The organism is Burkholderia sp. HI4860 (assembly GCF_002223045.2).
Taxonomy (GTDB): Bacteria; Pseudomonadota; Gammaproteobacteria; order Burkholderiales; family Burkholderiaceae; genus Burkholderia.
The window spans coordinates 1,163,269-1,182,069 of record NZ_NKFO02000003.1; the positions used below are offsets into that span (position 1 = coordinate 1,163,269).

Genomic DNA, 18,801 nt, shown 5'->3' on the forward strand with positions numbered 1-18,801 from the left:
CATCCGGAAGGAAAGACAGACCGCTTGTCAGCCAACCCGTCAGCCGCGCCGCGCGCGGGTTGCGCGCGGCGTGCGGCACCGGGGCAACCCGGCTTAGTCCTTCTTCACTTCCTTGAACTCGGCGTCGACGACATCGTCGGCAGCCTGCTGTGCCCCGCCCGCGTGGGCCGCGCCTTCCGCTGCACCCGCTGCGCCGGCCGCCCCTGCTTGCTGGGCCTGCATGTCGGCGTACATCTTTTCGCCGAGCTTCTGCGACACCTTGCCGAGCTCCTCGACCTTCGCGTCGATCGCAGCCTTGTCGGCCGACGTGTCCTTCAGCACTTCCTCGAGCGACTTCAGCGACGCTTCGATGGCTTCCTTCTCGCCCGCGTCCAGCTTGTCGCCGTACTCGGTCAGCGCCTTCTTCGTGCTGTGGACCAGCGCGTCGCCCTGGTTGCGCGAATCAGCCAGCTCGCGCAGCTTGTGATCTTCCGCTGCGTTCGCTTCCGCGTCCTTGATCATCTGGTCGATTTCAGCCTCGGACAGACCCGAGTTCGCCTTGATCGTGATCTTGTTTTCCTTGCCGGTCGCCTTGTCCTTCGCGCCGACGTGCAGGATGCCGTTCGCGTCGATGTCGAAGGTCACTTCGATCTGCGGCACGCCGCGCGGTGCCGGCGGGATGCCTTCGAGGTTGAACTCGCCGAGCAGCTTGTTGCCGGCTGCCATTTCGCGTTCGCCCTGGAACACCTTGATCGTCACGGCGCCCTGGTTGTCGTCCGCCGTCGAGTACACCTGTGCGTGCTTCGTCGGGATCGTCGTGTTCTTGCTGATCATCTTCGTCATCACGCCGCCGAGCGTCTCGATGCCGAGCGACAGCGGGGTCACGTCGAGCAGCAGCACGTCCTTGCGGTCACCCGACAGGACCTGGCCCTGGATCGCCGCGCCGACTGCGACGGCTTCGTCCGGGTTCACGTCACGGCGCGGATCCTTGCCGAAGAATTCCTTCACCTTCTCAAGCACCTTCGGCATGCGCGTCTGGCCGCCGACCAGGATCACGTCGTCGATGTCCGACACCTTGACGCCTGCGTCCTTGATCGCGATACGGCACGGTTCGATCGTGCGCTCGACGAGGTCTTCCACCAGCGCTTCCAGCTTCGCGCGGGTGATCTTCAGGTTCAAGTGCTTCGGGCCCGATGCGTCAGCCGTGATGTACGGCAGGTTGATTTCGGTCTGCTGGCTCGACGACAGCTCGATCTTCGCCTTTTCAGCGGCTTCCTTCAGGCGCTGCAGCGCGAGCACGTCCTTCGACAGGTCGACGCCCTGCTCCTTCTTGAACTCGCCGATGATGTAATCGATGATGCGCTGGTCGAAGTCTTCGCCGCCGAGGAACGTGTCGCCGTTGGTCGACAGCACTTCGAACTGCATTTCGCCGTCGACGTCCGCGATTTCGATGATCGACACGTCGAACGTACCGCCGCCGAGGTCATACACGGCGATCTTGCGGTCGCCCTTCTCGGCCTTGTCGAGGCCGAACGCGAGCGCAGCCGCGGTCGGCTCGTTGATGATCCGCTTGACTTCGAGGCCCGCGATGCGGCCGGCATCCTTGGTTGCCTGGCGCTGGCTGTCGTTGAAGTACGCCGGCACCGTGATCACGGCTTCCGTGACCGGCTCGCCGAGGTAGTCTTCGGCCGTCTTCTTCATCTTGCGCAGCACTTCCGCCGACACTTGCGGCGGCGCGAGCTTCTCGCCGTGTGCCTCGACCCATGCATCGCCGTTGTCGGCCTTGATGATGGCGTACGGCATCAGCCCGATGTCCTTCTGGACTTCCTTCTCTTCGAAGCGGCGGCCGATCAGGCGCTTCACGGCGAACAGCGTGTTCTTCGGGTTGGTCACCGACTGGCGCTTGGCCGGTGCGCCGACCAGCACTTCGTTGTCGTCCATGTAGGCGATGATCGACGGCGTGGTGCGCGTGCCTTCCGAGTTCTCGATGACCTTGACCTGGTTGCCTTCCATGATGGCGACGCACGAGTTCGTGGTGCCGAGGTCAATACCGATGATCTTTCCCATTTTTCCTAATCTCCAGAAATGCTTGTTTGCTGCGCAAAAACCTGCGTTTTGGGGCGGTTTCGCGCGCCAGAATTCAACTCTGTTCCCGAAATGCGTCCGTCCGGTTCGTTTTCAAGACCCGACGTGCGATGCGGATATTAAATTTTTTCAATCGCCGCCGGCTAGCGGATCGCCGCCTGCCGCCGCGACTTTCGCGCGCGCCGCCGACACCGCTGCCTGGAACTGCGCGAGGCCATGCCAGCCCGTCGCGCGGCCGAGCCGCTTGCCGCGGTGGAAGAAGAACCACGTCGGCACGCCGTGCAGCCCGAAGCGGCGCCCCAGCTGGGGGTGTTCGTACACGTTGCAATGGAACCACTTCAGGTCCAGCGCGCGAATCGCGTCGGGCTGGGCGAGCATCGCCTTCTTCGCGATCTCGCAGTTGAAGCAGTCGACGCCCCAGAAGAACACCACCGCGAGCGCATCGCCCGCGCCGTCGAGCGCCGCGTCGAACGTGCCGGCGTCCAGCGCCTGCATGTCGAACGCGTCGAACGCGGCCGGATCGACGCCGGCTGGCAGCATCGCGACGGCCTTACTTCGGCTGCGCGACGGTGACGAGCGCCGGACGCAGCACGCGGTCGGCGATCATGTAGCCCTTTTGCAGCACGGTGACGACGGTATTCGGCTCCTGATCGGCCGGCACCATCGAAATGGCCTGGTGCTGGTGCGGATCGAATTTCTCGCCGACCGGGTTCAGCGCGACGACGCGGCCCTTCTCGAGCGCGCTCGTCAGCTGGCGCAGCGTCAGTTCGACGCCCTCGCGCACCTTCGCGATGTCGCCGGACGTATCGTTGACGGCCGCTTCCAGGCTGTCCAGCACGGGCAGCAGGTGCTCCGCAAAGCTCTCGATCGCGAACTTGTGCGCCTTCGAGACGTCGTCCTGCGCGCGGCGGCGGACGTTCTCGGTTTCGGCCTTCGCCCGCAGGAAGCTCTCCTGCAGCTCGGCGACCTTGGCTTGAGCCTCCGCGAGCGCCGCGTCGGCTGCTTCGGCGGCGGGAGCGGCGCCTTGCGCCGCCTGCTTCTCGCTGCCGATCTCTTCGGCCGATTGGGATGCCGGGTTCTCTTGCGTGTTTTCCATGTCGCTGAAAGTCGATTAGAGGTTGAAGCCAAATCGGCAACCGCCGGACCGTATATCCGGCGGCACCGCACATTGCTGGTGCAAATAAGGGTGAAAACGACGATTTCAAGAGGGTTATTCGCCGGCATTCTCCAATACCGCGAAACAACCGCGCGTCACGCCGGGGCATCGGCCGCATAGTCCGCCACATCGGGCGAAACGGCCGGTAACAACGCTTACCTGGCAAGTACTAGCTTGGCACAGGCCAGCTGCACTACACTCCACTCAAGCGTCGGAAAAGCGTGTTTACCCCTAGCTGACTGACGCCTGACATCCACCTGGCGCCGTTTTCACCCTTCTTCCCGAGGGGAGTACCATGAAACTGACGTTTGCGATCTCGGTGGTCGCGCTGGTACTCATTGCCGGCACCACCACCATCTGCCTGTCGGGAGCCGTCACCGACCGCACGACCGAATACGGAAGCGCGCGGGCGACGTTCGACCAGATGTTCAGCTCCCACCAGAAAATCTGTCGATGATGCGCCGGTCGCGCTTCGTCGGCCGGCCGTGCAATTCGGCTGCCGGCTCGCGATACGTGCGGCGCCGCTCCAGTTCGGCGAGCCGCGCGGCCCGCCCCGCTTCCGTTTCCGCGTAGAGCGTCTGCGCGACGCTCGCCGGCCCGCGCACGTCGCACACGCCGAGCACGGCAATGTGCCAGACGATGCCGTCGATCGCAATCTCGACCTCGTCGCCCACGCGCACTTCCTTCGCCGGCTTGACCGCCGCGCCGCCAATCTTCACGTGCCCCTTGTCGACCGCATCGGTCGCGAGCGAGCGCGTCTTGAAGAACCGGGCCACCCACAGCCATTTGTCGACGCGCAGCTTCGCGCCCGGTTCGGTCGAAATCTTGTAATTCATCGCGCTCAACTCACCGTTTCGGGCTGCGCGGCCCTGACCGGCCAGCCCTGCAGATTCTCGGCGACGATCTCGCCGAGCGCACCGATCCACGCGGATGCGCCATTCAGGCACGGAATCCGGTGGAACGCCTTGCCGCCGCCGGCGAGGAACTCGTCACGCACTTCCATGCCGATCTCCTCGATCGTCTCCAGGCAGTCGGCCGTGAAACCGGGACAGAACACGTCGGCCCGCCGCACGCCGGCCTCGCCGAACTCGCGCAGCGTCGGCGCGGTGTAAGGCTGCAGCCATTCGGCCTTGCCGAAACGCGACTGGAACGTGACGCGGCATTCGGTGGTCGACAGCCCGAGCGCGGCCATCAGCAGCGCGCCCGTCTGCTGGCACTGGTCGTGATAGGGATCGCCGAGGTCGAGCGTGCGCTTCGGCACGCCGTGAAAGCTCAGCACGAGCTTGTCGCCGGCCGCGAAGTCGGGCCGGCCGTGCTGCGCCCAATACTGGCGCACCTGCTCGGCCAGCGCGTGGATATAGGCCGGATGGTCGGCGTAGTGCCGCACGGTGCGCACCTCGGGCTGGTTGCGCATGCGCGCGAGCGCGTCGAAGGCGGCATCGAACGCCGTGGCCGTGGTCGACGCCGAGTACTGCGGATACATCGGCATCAGCAGCACGCGCTCGACGCCCGCCCGCTTGAACTGCGCGAGCGCGTGCGAGATGTTCGGGCTGCCGTAGCGCATCGCATAGTCGACCTGCACGTGATAGCCGTTCGACACGAGCAGGTGCCGCACGCTGTCGGTCTGGCGCTCGGTGTACACGCGCAGCGGCGAGCCCTCGGGCATCCAGACGGCCGCGTATTTCTTCGCGGACGCACGGCCGCGCAGCGGCAGGATCACCGCGCGCAGCAGCACCTGCCAGACGGCCTGCGGAATCTCGACGACCCGCGGATCCGACAGGAATTCGGCCAGGTAGCGCCGCACCGCGCGCGGTGTCGGGGCGTCGGGCGTGCCGAGATTGATCAGCAACACACCGATGCGATGGGCAGCCGCGGTGGTCGAAGGCGGCTCAAGATCGAAACGCATGGGCAATGACGTGCTCGGGGCACGGAACCGGACGGCTCTCAATTATAGCGGCCCGCTCCGCGCCGGTCGGCTGGCCGTTCGGCCGACTACCGGCACACGCGGTGCCGCGGCACGATGACGGGGCAGGATCGGGCAGGCGACGGCAGGCTACTGCTGGCTCAGCGTGAGCGACAGCAGGCGCGCGGTGATGTCGACGATCGGTATCACGCGGTTGTACGCCATGCGGGTCGGGCCGATCACGCCGAGCGTGCCGACGATCTGCCCGTTCACCTCGTAAGGCGCGGTGACGACGCTCATTTCCTCGATCGGCACGAGCGTCGATTCGCCGCCAATGAAGATCTGCACGCCTTGGGCGTGGCTCGACACGTCGAGCAGTTGCAGGAGGCCCGTCTTTTGGTCGAATACGTCGAACAGCTTGCGCAGCCGCGCCATGTCGGACGAGAGATCCGCCACTTCGAGCAGGTTGCGCTCGCCGGAAATCAGCACGGTGTCCTCGGTGTCCGGCACCTCGGTGCTGGCCGTCACGGCGGCATGCATCAGCGCGGTCATGTCGCCGCGCAACTGGTCGATCTCGTCGCGCAGGCGGCGGCGCACCTCGTCGAACGACAGGCCGGCGAAGTGCGCGTTGATGTAGTTGGACGCCTCGGTCAGTTGCGACGGCGAGTAATCGCGCGGCGTCGCGAGCATCCGGTTCTGCACGTCGCCCTCGGGCGTGACGATGATCAGCAGGATGCGCTTGTCCGACAGGCGCATGAACTCGATCTGCTTGAACACGTGGCTGCGGCGCGGCGTCAGCACCACGCCCGCGAACTGCGACAGGTTCGACAGCACGCTCGCGGCGGCCGCCACGACCCGCTGCTGCGGCTCGCCGGCCTGCAGCGTGTTCTGCACCTGTCGCGCGACGGCTTCGGCGTCGATCGGCGCCTCGACCGTCAGCATGGTGTCGACGAACAGCCGGTAGCCGCGCGGCGTCGGCACGCGGCCGGCCGACGTGTGCGGGCTCGACACGAGGCCGAGCTCCTCCAGGTCGGACATCACGTTGCGGATCGTCGCCGGGCTCAGCTCGAGCCCGGAGTAACGGGACAACGTGCGCGATCCGACTGGCTGACCGTCGGCGATATACCGTTCGATCAGGGTTTTCAGGAGGGTTCGTGCGCGAGGATCTAGCATGGTGGAAAATTTTAGCGCAACCGCGCGACCGCGGCGAGTGGCGTCGGCTGCCGTTGCGCGGGCCGGCCCGATCCGGCCCCGCCCGCGCACAGCCGGTTCTTTTCGTCAACGAGCTATGGTGTAATGCCGGCATGAAAACCGGTAATCAGTTCAACACTGTCGCGCTCGTCGGCCGGAGCAACACGCCGAACATCGCCGAGCCGCTCGCCACGCTGGCCGCCTGCGTCGCCAAGCGGGGCTTCGAGGTCGTCTTCGAAGCCGAGACCGCGCGCGAGATCGGCATCACCGGCTACCCGGCGCTGACCCCGGCCGAAATCGGGGCGCGCGCCGATGTGGCGGTCGTGCTGGGCGGCGACGGCACGATGCTCGGCATCGGCCGTCAGCTCGCGCCGTACAGGACACCGCTGATCGGGATCAACCATGGGCGGCTCGGCTTCATCACCGATATCGCGGCGGCCGACATGCAGGCGCTCGTCCCGGTGATCCTGTCGGGCAAGTTCGAGCGCGAGGAGCGCGCGCTGCTCGAGGCCCGGATCATGCGCGACGGCGAACCGATCTACCACGCGCTCGCCTTCAACGACGTCGTCGTGAACCGCAGCGGCTTCTCCGGGATGGTCGAGCTGCGCGCGTCGGTCGACGGCCGGTACATGTACAACCAGCGTTCGGACGGCCTGATCGTCGCCACGCCGACCGGCTCGACCGCTTACGCACTGTCGTCTGCCGGCCCGATCCTCCATCCGCAGCTGGCGGGCATCGTGCTCGTGCCGATCGCGCCGCACGCGCTGTCGAACCGGCCGATCGTGCTGCCCGACGATTCGAAAATCGCGATCCAGATCGTCGGCGGGCGCGACGTCAACGTGAACTTCGACATGCAGTCGTTCACCGCGCTCGAACTGAACGACACGATCGAGGTGCGCCGCTCGAAGCACACGGTGCCGTTCCTGCACCCGATCGGCTACAGTTACTACGCAACGCTGCGCAAGAAGCTGCACTGGAACGAACACGCCTCGAACGAAGACGACAAGGCGTCCTGACGCCGCTCTGCCCGACATCATGCTCCGCCACCTCTCGATCCGCGACTTCGTCATCGTCGCCGCGCTCGATCTCGAATTCGACAGCGGCTTTTCCGTCTTTTCCGGTGAAACCGGCGCCGGGAAATCGATCCTGATCGACGCCCTCGCCCTCGCGCTCGGCGAACGTGCCGACGCGAGCGTCGTGCGCACCGGCTGCAGCCGCGCCGACATCACCGCCGAATTCACGCCGCACGACCGCGTCGCGCGCTGGCTCGACGAACACGCGTTCGACACCGAGGACACCGTGATGCTGCGCCGCGTGATCGATGCGAACGGCCGGTCGCGCGCGTTCATCAACGGCACCAGCGCGACGCTCGCGCAGCTGCGCGAGCTCGGCGAAATGCTCGTCGACATCCACGGCCAGCATGCGCACCAGTTGCTGATGCGGCCCGATGCGCAGCGCGAGCTGTTCGATACGCACGCGGGGCTCGTCGCCGATGCCGCGAACGTCGCGCGCGCATGGCGCGTGTGGCGCGACGCGACGCAGGCGATCGACGCCGCAAAGGCGCATGAGCGCGAGCTGCAGCTCGAACGCGAAAAGCTCGCCTGGCAGCTCGCCGAACTCGACAAGCTCGCGCCGCAGCCCGGCGAATGGGACGAAGTCAGCAACGAGCACAAGCGCCTGTCGCATTCGGCGAACCTGATCGAAGGCGTGCGCGGTGCGCTCAACGCGCTGTCCGAGTCCGACGACGCGATGCTCGCGCAGCTGGGCGCGATCGTGTCGAAGCTGCGCAGCCTCGCCGACTACGACACCTCGCTCAGCGACGCGCTCGCGTCGCTCGAACCGGCCGAGATCCAGTTGCAGGAAGCCGTCTATTCGCTGCAGCACTATGCGCAGCGCGTCGATCTCGATCCCGAACGGCTCGCGCAGGTCGAAACGCGTCTCGATGCGCTGCACTCGACCGCCCGCAAGTTCCGCTTGCCGCCCGACACGCTGCACGAAGAACACGCGGCACGCCGCGCACAGCTCGCCGCACTCGATGCGGCGGCCGATCTCGGCGCGCTCGTGGCGGCGCAGGCCAAGGCGCGGGAAGCCTATCTCGCCGACGCCAAATACCTGTCCAAGGCACGCGCGCAGGCCGCCAAGGCGCTCGGCACGGCCGTCACGGCCGGCATGCAGGAACTGTCGATGGCGGGCGGGAGCTTCGAAGTCGCGCTCGTGCCGCTCGCCGACGGCGGCCCGCACGGGCTCGAGCAGGTCGAATTCCGGGTCGCCGGGCACCCCGGCGTGCCGCTGCGGCCGCTCGCGAAGGTGGCGTCGGGCGGCGAGCTCGCGCGGATCAGCCTCGCGCTCGCGGTGATCGCCAGCGCGGCAAGCCCGACGCCGACGCTGATCTTCGACGAAGTCGATACGGGGATCGGCGGCGGCGTCGCCGAAGTGGTCGGCCGCCTGCTGCACCAGCTCGGGCGCGATCGCCAGGTGCTGTGCGTAACGCACCTGCCGCAGGTCGCCGCGCGCGGTGATCATCACTACCAGGTCGCAAAAGGCGCCGACGACCGTGGCGGCACGGTGTCGACCGTCGTCGCGCTCGACCGCGCCAACCGCATCGAGGAAGTCGCGCGGATGCTCGGCGGGCTCGAGATCACGGCGACCACGCGCAAGCACGCGAAGGAAATGCTCGCCGCATAAGGCATCGGATACGCGAAACAGCACGCTCGGCCAACGTGAAAACGTAAAAAAGGCCGTTCCGGGTAATACCGGAGCGGCCTTTTGACGGGTTCCGACTTGTCCGACGCGCTTCGCGGCACGACGAACTTACCGGATGGCACCCGATCGAACGGCGTGCGGCACGCGCCAGCGCGGTCGCCCGCGCCGGCACCTCGCCGTGCCTACTTGCCCTTGCACGCCGCATGCATGTTCGCGACACCCTTCTCGCGCCATGCGCCCCACTCACCGCCCGTCCCCGGCACATCGCCGAGCACCCACCAGCCGTTGAGCCAGGTCTTGCCGGCGTGGCTGACCTCATGGCACGGCGTCGCGTAGGTCCTCTTCTTGTCCCAGGCCGGCGCGCCCGTGGCCACGTCGGCACGCACCGTCACGCCATGCGTCGCCACCGCACTGCGGTTCTGCGCATCCGTCACGGTCAGCTTCACGTCGTAGCGCTGCGCCTGCGTCGCCTTCGGCGCGACGAACGATGCATTCGCCCCCTGCTGGTCGATCGCGAGTCCTGCCGGCGCGGTCCACACATACTTCAGCCCCTTGCCGGTCGACGCCGCGCCGGACAACGCGACGGTCGCGCCACCGTCGACCGTCGCCGGCCCGCTGATCGCGGCCCGCGGCGGCGGGACGATTTCCTGCGCCTTCACCTTGACGACATGCGACGCCTGCGCCGTGTAGCCCTTGTCATTGGTCACGGTCAAATCGAAGGCGTAATCGCGGTCCCGTTCGAGCGCGGGGGCAACGAACTTCAGTTCCGCGCCGTTCGGTTTCGCATCGATGCCGGCCGGGGCCGTCCACGCATGGCGCAACTGCTCGCCGACCGACGACGCGCCCGACAACACGACCGTCGCGCCCGCGTTCGCCTGTTGCGGGCCGATGACGGCCGCCTGCGGCAGCAGCACCCCGTCGTTCTTCACCTCGACCACCGCGCCGTTCGGCCCGACCGACTTGACGGTGACGATCTTGCCCGACAGCGTGTCGTGCAACGCATGACCCGGCATCAGCGGTGCGTCCTTCATTCCCTGCGCACTGCCCGGCGTCGCATCGACCAGCGTATTGGCCAGCACATTGCCGGCTTGTGCGACGGTTCGCACGATCACGCCATTGACGAACGGGTCGTCGGACTTCCAGTTGTCGAAGCCGGGCTGCGGCTGGCGAAACTCGAGCCACAGCGTCGAGCCGTCGGCGCGCGCCAGACGGTACGCCTTCGCACCCGACGCTTTGCCCCACAGCGGCGCGAGCTGGTACGTGCCCTCGCCCTTGATCTCGGGTACGTCGGCTTCGGTCAGCCAGCCTCTGAACAACTGGTAGCTCGCCGGATACAAACGCCGGCCACCGCCGCCCATCGTGTCGGACGGATCGTCGACCCCGCCCGCGCGACACGCGCTGCCCACCTCGACCGTGCCGCCCGGCGTCGGGCAGTTGACGAGCGAGCCCGGATGCCGCGCGCCCAGGCTGTGACCGAATTCGTGGGACCACATCCAGTAACCCTGGCCGCTCGCGTTCGACAGGATCCAGTTGCCGGGCATCGCCGCCAGGCCGGCCCAGTCGCAACTGCTCATTTTCGGCAGTTCGACGAACAGGTAGTCGAACTTGTCCGGGTTCACACCGCGGGCGAACGCCGCGCTGCGCGCGGCCGCGCGCAGCGGGCCGGAATCGCAGCTGGCCGGGCGGTCGCCCAGGTTGACGCTGTCGAGCGTCTGACCGTGCAACGTCAGCTTGCCGTGGGACGCGACCTCGACATAACGCCGCAGCGACGAATAGTCGTCGCCGTCGCCGAACACCGCCTTGCGCACCACTTCGCTATCGGCCGGTTGGGAGTCGTTGAAGTGCGTGATCATCAGCAACGCCGACTTGTCGCCGAGCAGCGGGCGCTGCGACGGCGCGATCGAGGCGGACGACCGCCAGACCGACGCCGGCTGGCCGCGCAGGTTCTGCATCGCGACGCCGGCGCTCCCTTCCCGCGGCGCCAGCACTTCGCTCGACCGGCCGGTGTTGACCCGGTACCGGTTGCCGAACGACACACGGCCGTCGATACCGATGTCGGCCCGCCAGTCGCGCATCGTCTGGTCGCCCTCGCTGCAGACGCCGACCGACACGCGGCCCATGCCGTTGTCGCCGGTGGCCGAATGCAGGCACATCTTCGTGCCGCGCGCCGCGCTCGCGCCGGCGTTGATGATGCGCTGGAAGCCGTCGCGCGGCTCGAAGGTCCAGTCCTGCGCGGCGCTGCCGTCGCATGCCGCGAACACGGCCGCGTTGTCGGCCGGCTGCCAGGCCAGGCACTGGCCATCGCCGCGCGACAGGTTCTTCAGCGGGGTGGAAGCCGTTTCCGCTGCACCAGCGGAAACGGAGAACAGTCCAGCGACGGCCGCGGACAGCGCCGTCGTGGCAAGAGAGTAGCGGATAGGTTTCAAGATGAGTTGAGATCGCTGGTGGCGCACACGGCACCGGTTGAACGGAAAGCCGGATTCTTCCGATACCCGCCCTTGCGCTCAAACAATCTCAAACGAATCTCAATGCAGGCCGCCGCGGCGCGCGCGGCATGCCGCGGTCAGATTCCGCCGAACACCCGCTCCCACAGCGCCGTCACGGCCGCCCGCTCGTCGGCCACCACGGCCGGATCGACCCGCGCCTTCTCCATCCCGTCGAGCCGCAGCTTGTGCTGCAGCTTCCGGTACTTGCGGTACGCCGCCCCGACGCGCTCGGCCTCGTCCTCGCTCATCAGCCCGAAACGCGCGACCTCGCGCAGCAACGCGATGTTGCCCGTGTTGCGGATCAGCTCGGCATCGCTCGACGCGTGCAGCAGCACCCAGTACTGGACGATGAACTCGATGTCGACCATCCCGCCGCGATCGTGCTTCAGGTCGAACAGCTCGGTCTGGTTCGGGTGGCCGGCGAACACCTTGCCGCGCATGTCGACGATTTCCTTCGCGAGCACGCCGCCGTCACGCGGCGTCGTCAGCACCTGCTGGCGGATCGCCTCGAAGTCCGCGCCGATCTGCGCGTCGCCCGCGCTGTAGCGGGCCCGCGTCAGCGCCTGGTGCTCCCAGACCCACGCGGTATTCGCGGCGTCGCCCTCGCGCAGCTGGTAGCGGCGGAACGCGTCGAGATCGGTGACGAGCAGCCCGGCCTCGCCGTTCGGCCGCAGCCGCAGGTCGATGTCGAACAGCGCGCCCGCCCCGGTCGCCGTGGTGAGCCACGTGATCAGGCGCCGCGTGAAGGTCGTGTAGACGTCCGCCGAGCGCTCGTCGGCGTCGTCGTACAGGAAGATCAGGTCGAGATCCGATGCGTAGCCGAGCTCCTTGCCGCCCAGCTTGCCGTACGCGATCACCGCGAACTTCGGCACGTCGCGATGGCGCTTCGCGAGCTGCGACCAGACGACTTCGATCGTCACGTCGAGCACCGCGTCGGCCAGCTCGGACAGCCGGTCGCTCACGTGCTCGACCGACAGTTGCCCGGCGAGATCGATCAGCAGGATCCGGAACACCTCCGCGTGCTGCGCGTGCCGCAGCAGGTCCATCTGTTGCTCGGGGCCGTCGGCCGCGGCGAGGCGTGCGCGCAGTGCGTCCTTGAACGCGGGCCAGTCGAACGGGCTCGCGATCGCCTCGTCGTCGAGCAGCTCGTCGAGCAGTTGCGGATGGCGGATCAGGTAGCCGCCGCCCCAGCGCGTCGCCCCGAGCACCGACAGCACGCGGTCGAGCGCGGCCGGATATTCGGTCAGCAGCGCGAGATAGACACCGCGCCGGCTGACCGTCTCGAGCAGGTCGAACAGGCGCACGATCGTATCGTCGCGGCGCGCCGCGTCGATGTTCGGCGCGGCGTCGAGCGCCCGCTGCGCGACGCTGTCGAAGCGCTGCCGGCTCTTTTCCGGCAGGCCCGTGTAGCGCGACGACTGCCAGATCGCGCGCAACCGGGCGAGCACGGTAGCCGGATCCGTAAAGCCGAGGCCGTCGAGACGCGCGACCAGCGCGTCGTCCTCGCCGTCGTCGGCCAGCGCGCCGCTCCAGATCCACGCGGCGGCCGTGTCGTCGCCGGCCGCGCAGGGCGCGCCGCTCGCCTTGTCGGCAAAAATCTGGTCGAACTGCGCTTCGACGAAGGTGCGGTGGCCGTCCAGCACCGTCATCAGCGCCGCATAGTCGGCGAAGCCCAGCGACGCGGCCAGCGCCGCGCGTTCGTCCGGCTCGACCGGCATCGCGTGCGTCTGCGCGTCGTTGCGGTACTGCAGACGGTGCTCGAGCGTGCGCAGGAAGTTGTAGGCCTCGGTCAGGCGCGCGCGCACATCCTCGCCGATCAGCCCGCGCGCCTGCGCATGGCGCAGCACCGCAAGCGTCGGCCGCACGCGGAATTCCGCATCCTGGCCGCCGCGGATCAGCTGGAACACCTGCGCACTGAATTCGATCTCGCGGATCCCGCCGCGCCCGAGCTTGATGTCGTCGGCCTTGTCGGGCCGCATCGACGCGCGACGCGCGGCTTCCTGCCGGATCTGCTGGTGCAGCGAGCGGATCGCGCCGATCACGCCGAAGTCGAGGTAGCGGCGGTACACGAACGGCTTGACGAGCGACTCGAGCTGCGACGCCAGCCGTTGCGCCGCGTCGCTGTCGCCTTCCGACACGAGCCGCCCCTTGATCCACGCATAGCGCTCCCACTCGCGCCCCTGTACGTAGAAATACTCCTCGAGCATGCCGAGGCTGCAGACGAGCGGCCCCGAATCGCCGTTCGGACGCAGCCGCATGTCGACGCGAAACACATAGCCGTCGGCCGTGACTTCCGACAATACGCCGATCAGCCGCCGGCCGAGCCGCGTGAAATATTCCTGCGTGGACAGCGGCGAACGCGCGTCGCCGGTCGTCTCGCCGTCGTCCTCGTAGACGAAGATCAGGTCGATGTCCGACGACACGTTCAGCTCGCGGCCGCCGAGCTTGCCCATCCCGACCACGCCGAGCACGACGCGCTGGCCGTCGGCGCCGCGCGGCTCGCCGTACAGCATCTCGAGCTCGGCCGACAGCAGCGCGAGCGAGCGCTGCACGGCCACTTCCGCGAGATCGGTCATCGCGCCCGTCACCTCGGCGACGTCCGCCAGCCCGCGCAGGTCGCGCTCCGCTACCGCGCCGAATGCCTCGGCACGCAGTTGCCGCAGCGCGCGCTTCAGGTGCTCCTCGGTCGGCGCGGCGCCGGCCGGCGTTGCCAGCAGTTCGGTGAGGCGTGCGTCGAGCTGCGCGCGACCGAGCGGCGCGGCCGCCCACGCGGCGACCTGGTCGGCGAGCGCGGGTCGCGCGGCGGCCGCGCGGGCCAGGTAACGGGAATAGGACGTGCAGATCAGGGCGGAAGCGTCGGTCATCGAGAAGCGGGCCTGGCGGAACGGCCGGCCGGCACGGGAACGCACGCGCGCCCCGCTCCCGACCGGCTCCATGGACTCGGCGCGGCGTCGCGGGGCGGGTGCGCCCGTCGCGAAACCGCGCGCCGGAAAGCCCGTGCCGCGCTGCCGCAACGGCGCCCGGCACGAACCCGTGTGATACATTTCAACGTCAGTCTGCAAAACTACCATATCGCCGCCCGTCCGCCGCATGTCCGACCGTCAGGAATCCGCCGTAGCTGCGCCCGAAGCGGGACCTCCGAAGCACGATCACCCGGTCCTGCGTCGCGTGTTCAGGGTGACGCTGGCAGTCGGGATCGGCACCTACTTCGTCGCGTCCGGCGCGTTCCTCGGGCTGCGCTACGTCCTGCTGCCCCGCATCGACGAATTCCGCCCGCGCATCGAACGCGCGGTGTCCGACAAGCTCCACGCGCAGCTTTCAATCGGCAAGCTTTCCCCGAACTGGTCCGGCATGCAGCCGGGCGTCGAACTCACGAACCTGACGATCCGCGGCCATGACGGCAAGGTCGCGCTGTCGGTGCCGCATGCGACGGCCGCGCTGTCGTGGCTGTCGCTGCTGCGGCTGTCGCCCGCGCTGTCGAGCCTGATCGTCGACCAGCCCGACCTGGTCGTCGCGCGGGCGGCCGACGGCTCGCTGAGCATCGCGGGCGTCGGCGTGGCGACCACCCACGGCGGCAACGACACGTTCGGCACGTGGCTGCTGAAACAGGAAGCGATCGTGCTGCGCGGCGGTACGCTGCGCTGGCGCGACGCGCAGCATGACGCGCCGGAACTCGTGCTGTCGGGCATCCGGCTCGCGGTGCTCAACGACGGCCGCGTACACAAGGCCGCGCTGCAGGCGCCCGCGAACGGCACGCTGCTGCTCGGCCCGCTCGACTTCCGCGCACGCTTCAAGCACAAGCCGCTCGCGCCGGTCGGCAAGCCGTCGAACTGGACGGGCGACGCGTACCTGTCGACGGGCCCGGTCGACCTGCAGACGCTGGCGCGCTACCTCGACATGCCGCTCACGATCCACGCGGGCCGGATCGACAACGCGATCTGGGCCACCTTCAGCGACGGCCACCTGCATTCGGCGGGCGGCGACCTGCAGGGCGCGGACGTCGCGCTGCGCGTGCGCCCGACGCAGCCGCGGCTCGACGTGCCGACGGTCGGCTTCGGCTGGGACATGCAGCTGAACGCCGGCCACGACTACACGCTGCACCTGACGCGCTTCAACGCGGAGCTCGGCCAGCCGCCGCTGCCGGACGGCACGCCGCTTGCCCGCTCGCTCGCGCTGTCGACGCTGACGGCCCGCTACCGCGTGCCGACCGCGAACCAGGGGCAGTTGTTGAGCGTCGTCGGCGACCGCGTCGATCTCGGCATCCTCAGCGAATTCATTCGCGGGCTGCCGCTGCCGGCACGCCTGCGCAACGAGCTGATCAAGATCGATCCGCGCGGGATGGTGTCGAACTACCACATCGAGGTCGAGCGCGCGAAACCCGCGCACGCGGACCTCGCCGACGAGGAGCGGCGCATGGGCGCTGCGCCGATCGTGCGCTACCGCTTCCTCGGCGATCTCCAGGGCATCAGCTTCGCCGCGCAGGAACCGCCCCCCGGGCTCTCGCCGCGCGGCCACCCGCGCGCCGGCTGGCCGGGTGTCGAGAACCTGTGGGGCCGCGTCGACGCGAACGAGACGGGCGGCTCCGCGCATTTCGACACGGTCAACGCGGCTGTCACGGTGCCCGGCGAATTCGACGAGCCGCGCCTGACGTTCGACCGGCTGCGCGGCAATGCGAAATGGACGATCACGCCCGCGCCCGGCGAGAAACACGCGCGCGTCGACGTCTCGCTGCCCGACCTGTTCGTGTCGAACCCCGATGCCGAAATCGCGGTGTCGGGCTCGTACGCGAACCCCGGCCACGGCCGCGGCTCGCTCGACCTGCGCGCCGATTTCGCCCGCGCGTCGGTGGCGCGCATCCCGCGCTACCTGCCGACCGGGATGTCCGAACACCTGCGCGATTATCTCGGCCACGCGCTGCAGGACGGGCAGGTGGCCAAGGGCGCGTCGATCGTCGCCCGTGGCCCGCTCGAGAAATTCCCGTTCGAACACGAGCCGGACGCCGGCGTGTTCCACATCGTCGCGCCGTTCACCGGCGGCCGCTTCGAACCGACGCCGTACCCGCCGCGCAAGCTCGCGAACGGCACGCCGAGCGTCTGGCCGGCGCTCGACGGGATCGACGGCGTATTCGAACTCGCGCAGAACAAGCTGCGCTTCGACATCCACCGCGCACACTACAAGCGCGTCGCGCTGACGAAGGTCGCCGGCCGCATCGACGATCTCGGCAATCCGAGCCACTCGCCGCTCATCATCGACGGCCATGCGCAGGGCCCGCTCGCCGACCTGATCGACTACGCGGACAACAGCTCGCTCGGCACGATGAGCGGACATATCGGCCAGCGGATCGACGCGCAGGGGCCCGCGTCGCTCGGGCTCAAGATCACGATTCCGCAGCACGTCGCGCATCCGCACACGCACGTCGAAGGCGCGCTCGCATTCGGCGGCAACACGCTGACGACCAGCGGCGTGCCGCCGCTGTCCGCACTGCGCGGCAGCGTCCGGTTCACCGAGGCCGGCGCGTCGCTGCACGAACTCTCGGGGCGCTTCCTCGGCGGCCCGGTGCGCGCGAACGGCAACTTCCAGTCGCACGGGCCGTACACGGTGGACGTCGACGGCCGGCTCGCACTCGACGCCGCACGCGGCCTGAACCTGCACGGCCCGGCCGCCGCGCTGCTCGAGCACGTGGTCGGCGACGCGCCGTACAAGGTCGCCGTGCGCGGCGCGCCGGGCCGCCTGCCCGACATCAGCGCGCATTCCGACCTGACCGGCGTCGCGCTGAATTTCCCCGCGCCGTTCGCGAAGGCGGCCGGCACGCCGATGCCGTTCAGCTTCACGCTGCAGCCGGCGCCGCAGACGGACGGCAAGCGCCTCGAACACGCCGACCTGACGCTCGGCCCCGTGTCCGCGACCTACCTGCTCGACGCGACGCGCGGCCAGCCGCTGCGCGCGGTGCGCGGCGCGATGGGCATCCACCGGATGCCCGACATGCCGCAGGACGGCGTGAGCGCGGCCGTGGACGTCAACGAACTGGACGCCGACGCCTGGCTCGCGCTGGCCCATACGCTGAAGCCCGACACGCCGCGCTCGGCGGAGCCGCAGGCCGCGACGCGCGTCGATTTCGCGAGCTTCGTGCCGAAACGTTTCGCGCTCCACTTCGGCACGCTGAAGCTGCTCAAGCGCAACTGGGAAAACGTGATCATCGGCGCGTCGCACGTCGACGAGCTGTGGCAGGCGAACATCGCGTCGAACCAGGTGTCGGGCTACCTGTCGTGGGCGCCGGGCGGCGGCCACAACGGCGCGGGCGTGTTGAACGCGCGGCTCGCGAAGCTCGTGATCCCGGACAGCGCACAGCACGATCTCGTCGGCCGCGCGATGAACCTGCCGACGCCGACCGACCGCCCGATGCCGTCCATCGACCTGATCGTCGACCAGGTCGTCGCGCGCAACCACGACATCGGCCGCCTCGTCGTCAACGCGCGCAATATCGACGAAGCCGGCACGCCGGTCTGGCAGCTCGACAAGCTGGAGCTGTCGAACCCGGACGCGAAGCTGACGGCGACCGGCAACTGGCGCACGTCGCGCCGCGCGCTCGCCCGCGGCGCCGACGAGAGCGACGCACCGCGCCGCACCGTGTTCGACTTCAAGCTCGACATCGGCAACGCGGGCGCGCTGCTCGACCGCGTCGGCCTGCCGCGCACGCTGGCGGCCGGCCACGGCTCGGTGACCGGCAAGGTCGGCTGGCGCGGCGGCCCGACCGGGCTCGACTTCCCGTCGCTCGGCGGCCAGATCGCGATCGATCTCGAACACGGCCAGATCCTGAAGGTCGACCCGGGCGCGGCGAAGCTGCTCGGCGTGCTGAGCCTGCAGAGCCTCGCGCGCTTCCTGACGCTGAATTTCCGCGACGTGATCGGCAAGGGGCTGCCGTTCGACAAGATCACCGGCACCGGCCAGATCTCGAACGGGATCGCCCGCACCGACGACTTCTCGATGATGACGGGGCCCGCGAACGTCTCCGTGCGCGGCGCGGTCGATCTCGGCGCCGAGACGCAGGATCTGCATGCGCACGTCGCACCGAAGATCAGCGCGGGCGCCGCCGCGATCGGGGCAGCCATCATCAACCCGCTGCTCGGCGTCGGCGTGCTGGCCGCGAACTACGCGCTGTCGGAGACGCTGTCGCACGCGTTCGCGCTCGACTACGCGATCACCGGCTCGTGGGCGCACCCGCACATCGAGCGGGTGCGGGGCGATCAGGGTAAGATGAATCACGGTCCGGCCGATGCGGCGAATCACTGAGCCGCGAG

General features: G+C 68.6%; 12 protein-coding genes. 4 read left to right on the forward strand and 8 right to left on the reverse strand.

The window, feature by feature from the left end; translation table 11 throughout:
• Positions 1-93: 93 nt before the first annotated feature.
• The 3 genes from dnaK to grpE form a co-directional block, all read right to left on the reverse strand.
• Positions 94-2,046 carry a molecular chaperone DnaK gene (gene dnaK, locus CFB34_RS20695; protein ID WP_089439279.1) on the reverse strand — a complete coding sequence of 651 codons (1,953 nt, stop codon included), beginning with the start codon at positions 2,044-2,046 and terminating at the stop codon, positions 94-96.
• 147 nt (positions 2,047-2,193) lie between these two features.
• Entirely contained in the window at positions 2,194-2,604 is a 411-nt protein-coding gene (locus tag CFB34_RS20700) for a thioredoxin family protein (RefSeq protein ID WP_089439278.1), read from the reverse strand.
• 10 nt (positions 2,605-2,614) lie between these two features.
• Positions 2,615-3,160: a nucleotide exchange factor GrpE gene (grpE, locus tag CFB34_RS20705; protein WP_089424554.1), complete on the reverse strand. Its 546-nt coding sequence runs from the start codon at positions 3,158-3,160 to the stop codon at positions 2,615-2,617.
• A 355-nt stretch (positions 3,161-3,515) separates the two neighbouring features.
• On the opposite strand from grpE, the gene CFB34_RS20710 reads away from it, so the two are divergent.
• Positions 3,516-3,677, forward strand: a complete 162-nt coding sequence (locus tag CFB34_RS20710; RefSeq protein ID WP_006476841.1) for a hypothetical protein — start codon at positions 3,516-3,518, stop codon at positions 3,675-3,677.
• Here CFB34_RS20710 and CFB34_RS20715 read toward each other — a convergent pair.
• The 3 genes from CFB34_RS20715 to hrcA all read right to left on the reverse strand — a co-directional run bounded on the left by CFB34_RS20715 (position 3,649) and on the right by hrcA (position 6,296).
• A complete protein-coding gene (locus CFB34_RS20715; RefSeq protein WP_089440353.1) occupies positions 3,649-4,056 on the reverse strand; it encodes an RNA-binding S4 domain-containing protein in 408 nt (135 codons plus the stop codon). The genes CFB34_RS20710 and CFB34_RS20715 overlap by 29 nt on opposite strands.
• A gap of 5 nt (positions 4,057-4,061) precedes the next feature.
• Positions 4,062-5,126 carry a ferrochelatase gene (gene hemH / locus CFB34_RS20720; protein ID WP_089439277.1) on the reverse strand — a complete coding sequence of 355 codons (1,065 nt, stop codon included), beginning with the start codon at positions 5,124-5,126 and terminating at the stop codon, positions 4,062-4,064.
• A gap of 147 nt (positions 5,127-5,273) precedes the next feature.
• Positions 5,274-6,296 (reverse strand): heat-inducible transcriptional repressor HrcA, encoded by a 1,023-nt coding sequence (hrcA, locus tag CFB34_RS20725; protein WP_031399637.1) that lies wholly within the window; start codon positions 6,294-6,296, stop codon positions 5,274-5,276.
• A 131-nt stretch (positions 6,297-6,427) separates the two neighbouring features.
• Here hrcA and CFB34_RS20730 point away from each other — a divergent pair, with 131 nt between their 5' ends.
• Both CFB34_RS20730 and recN read left to right on the forward strand, forming a co-directional pair.
• Positions 6,428-7,330, forward strand: a complete 903-nt coding sequence (locus tag CFB34_RS20730) for an NAD kinase (RefSeq protein WP_039361361.1) — start codon at positions 6,428-6,430, stop codon at positions 7,328-7,330.
• A 19-nt stretch (positions 7,331-7,349) separates the two neighbouring features.
• Positions 7,350-8,999, forward strand: a complete 1,650-nt coding sequence (gene recN, locus CFB34_RS20735; protein ID WP_089439276.1) for a DNA repair protein RecN — start codon at positions 7,350-7,352, stop codon at positions 8,997-8,999.
• Between the two features lie 200 nt (positions 9,000-9,199).
• On the opposite strand, the gene CFB34_RS20740 is transcribed toward recN, so the two are convergent.
• A complete protein-coding gene (locus CFB34_RS20740; RefSeq protein WP_242808689.1) occupies positions 9,200-11,443 on the reverse strand; it encodes a carbohydrate-binding protein in 2,244 nt (747 codons plus the stop codon).
• A gap of 137 nt (positions 11,444-11,580) precedes the next feature.
• Positions 11,581-14,367, reverse strand: a complete 2,787-nt coding sequence (glnE, locus tag CFB34_RS20745; protein WP_089440351.1) for a bifunctional [glutamate--ammonia ligase]-adenylyl-L-tyrosine phosphorylase/[glutamate--ammonia-ligase] adenylyltransferase — start codon at positions 14,365-14,367, stop codon at positions 11,581-11,583.
• 226 nt (positions 14,368-14,593) lie between these two features.
• On the opposite strand from glnE, the gene CFB34_RS20750 reads away from it, so the two are divergent.
• Positions 14,594-18,793 carry an AsmA-like C-terminal region-containing protein gene (locus CFB34_RS20750; RefSeq protein WP_089439275.1) on the forward strand — a complete coding sequence of 1,400 codons (4,200 nt, stop codon included), beginning with the start codon at positions 14,594-14,596 and terminating at the stop codon, positions 18,791-18,793.
• The last annotated feature ends 8 nt before the right edge of the window (positions 18,794-18,801 follow it).

Excerpts from the sequence above, each read along its gene's own strand:
- dnaK (WP_089439279.1), bottom strand. The coding sequence starts at position 2,046 with ATGGGAAAGATCATCGGTATTGACCTCGGCACCACGAACTCGTGCGTC.
- CFB34_RS20700 (WP_089439278.1), bottom strand. The coding sequence starts at position 2,604 with ATGCTGCCAGCCGGCGTCGATCCGGCCGCGTTCGACGCGTTCGACATG.
- grpE (WP_089424554.1), bottom strand. The coding sequence starts at position 3,160 with ATGGAAAACACGCAAGAGAACCCGGCATCCCAATCGGCCGAAGAGATC.
- CFB34_RS20710 (WP_006476841.1), top strand. The coding sequence starts at position 3,516 with ATGAAACTGACGTTTGCGATCTCGGTGGTCGCGCTGGTACTCATTGCC.
- CFB34_RS20715 (WP_089440353.1), bottom strand. The coding sequence starts at position 4,056 with ATGAATTACAAGATTTCGACCGAACCGGGCGCGAAGCTGCGCGTCGAC.
- hemH (WP_089439277.1), bottom strand. The coding sequence starts at position 5,126 with ATGCGTTTCGATCTTGAGCCGCCTTCGACCACCGCGGCTGCCCATCGC.
- hrcA (WP_031399637.1), bottom strand. The coding sequence starts at position 6,296 with ATGCTAGATCCTCGCGCACGAACCCTCCTGAAAACCCTGATCGAACGG.
- CFB34_RS20730 (WP_039361361.1), top strand. The coding sequence starts at position 6,428 with ATGAAAACCGGTAATCAGTTCAACACTGTCGCGCTCGTCGGCCGGAGC.
- recN (WP_089439276.1), top strand. The coding sequence starts at position 7,350 with ATGCTCCGCCACCTCTCGATCCGCGACTTCGTCATCGTCGCCGCGCTC.
- glnE (WP_089440351.1), bottom strand. The coding sequence starts at position 14,367 with ATGACCGACGCTTCCGCCCTGATCTGCACGTCCTATTCCCGTTACCTG.
- CFB34_RS20750 (WP_089439275.1), top strand. The coding sequence starts at position 14,594 with ATGTCCGACCGTCAGGAATCCGCCGTAGCTGCGCCCGAAGCGGGACCT.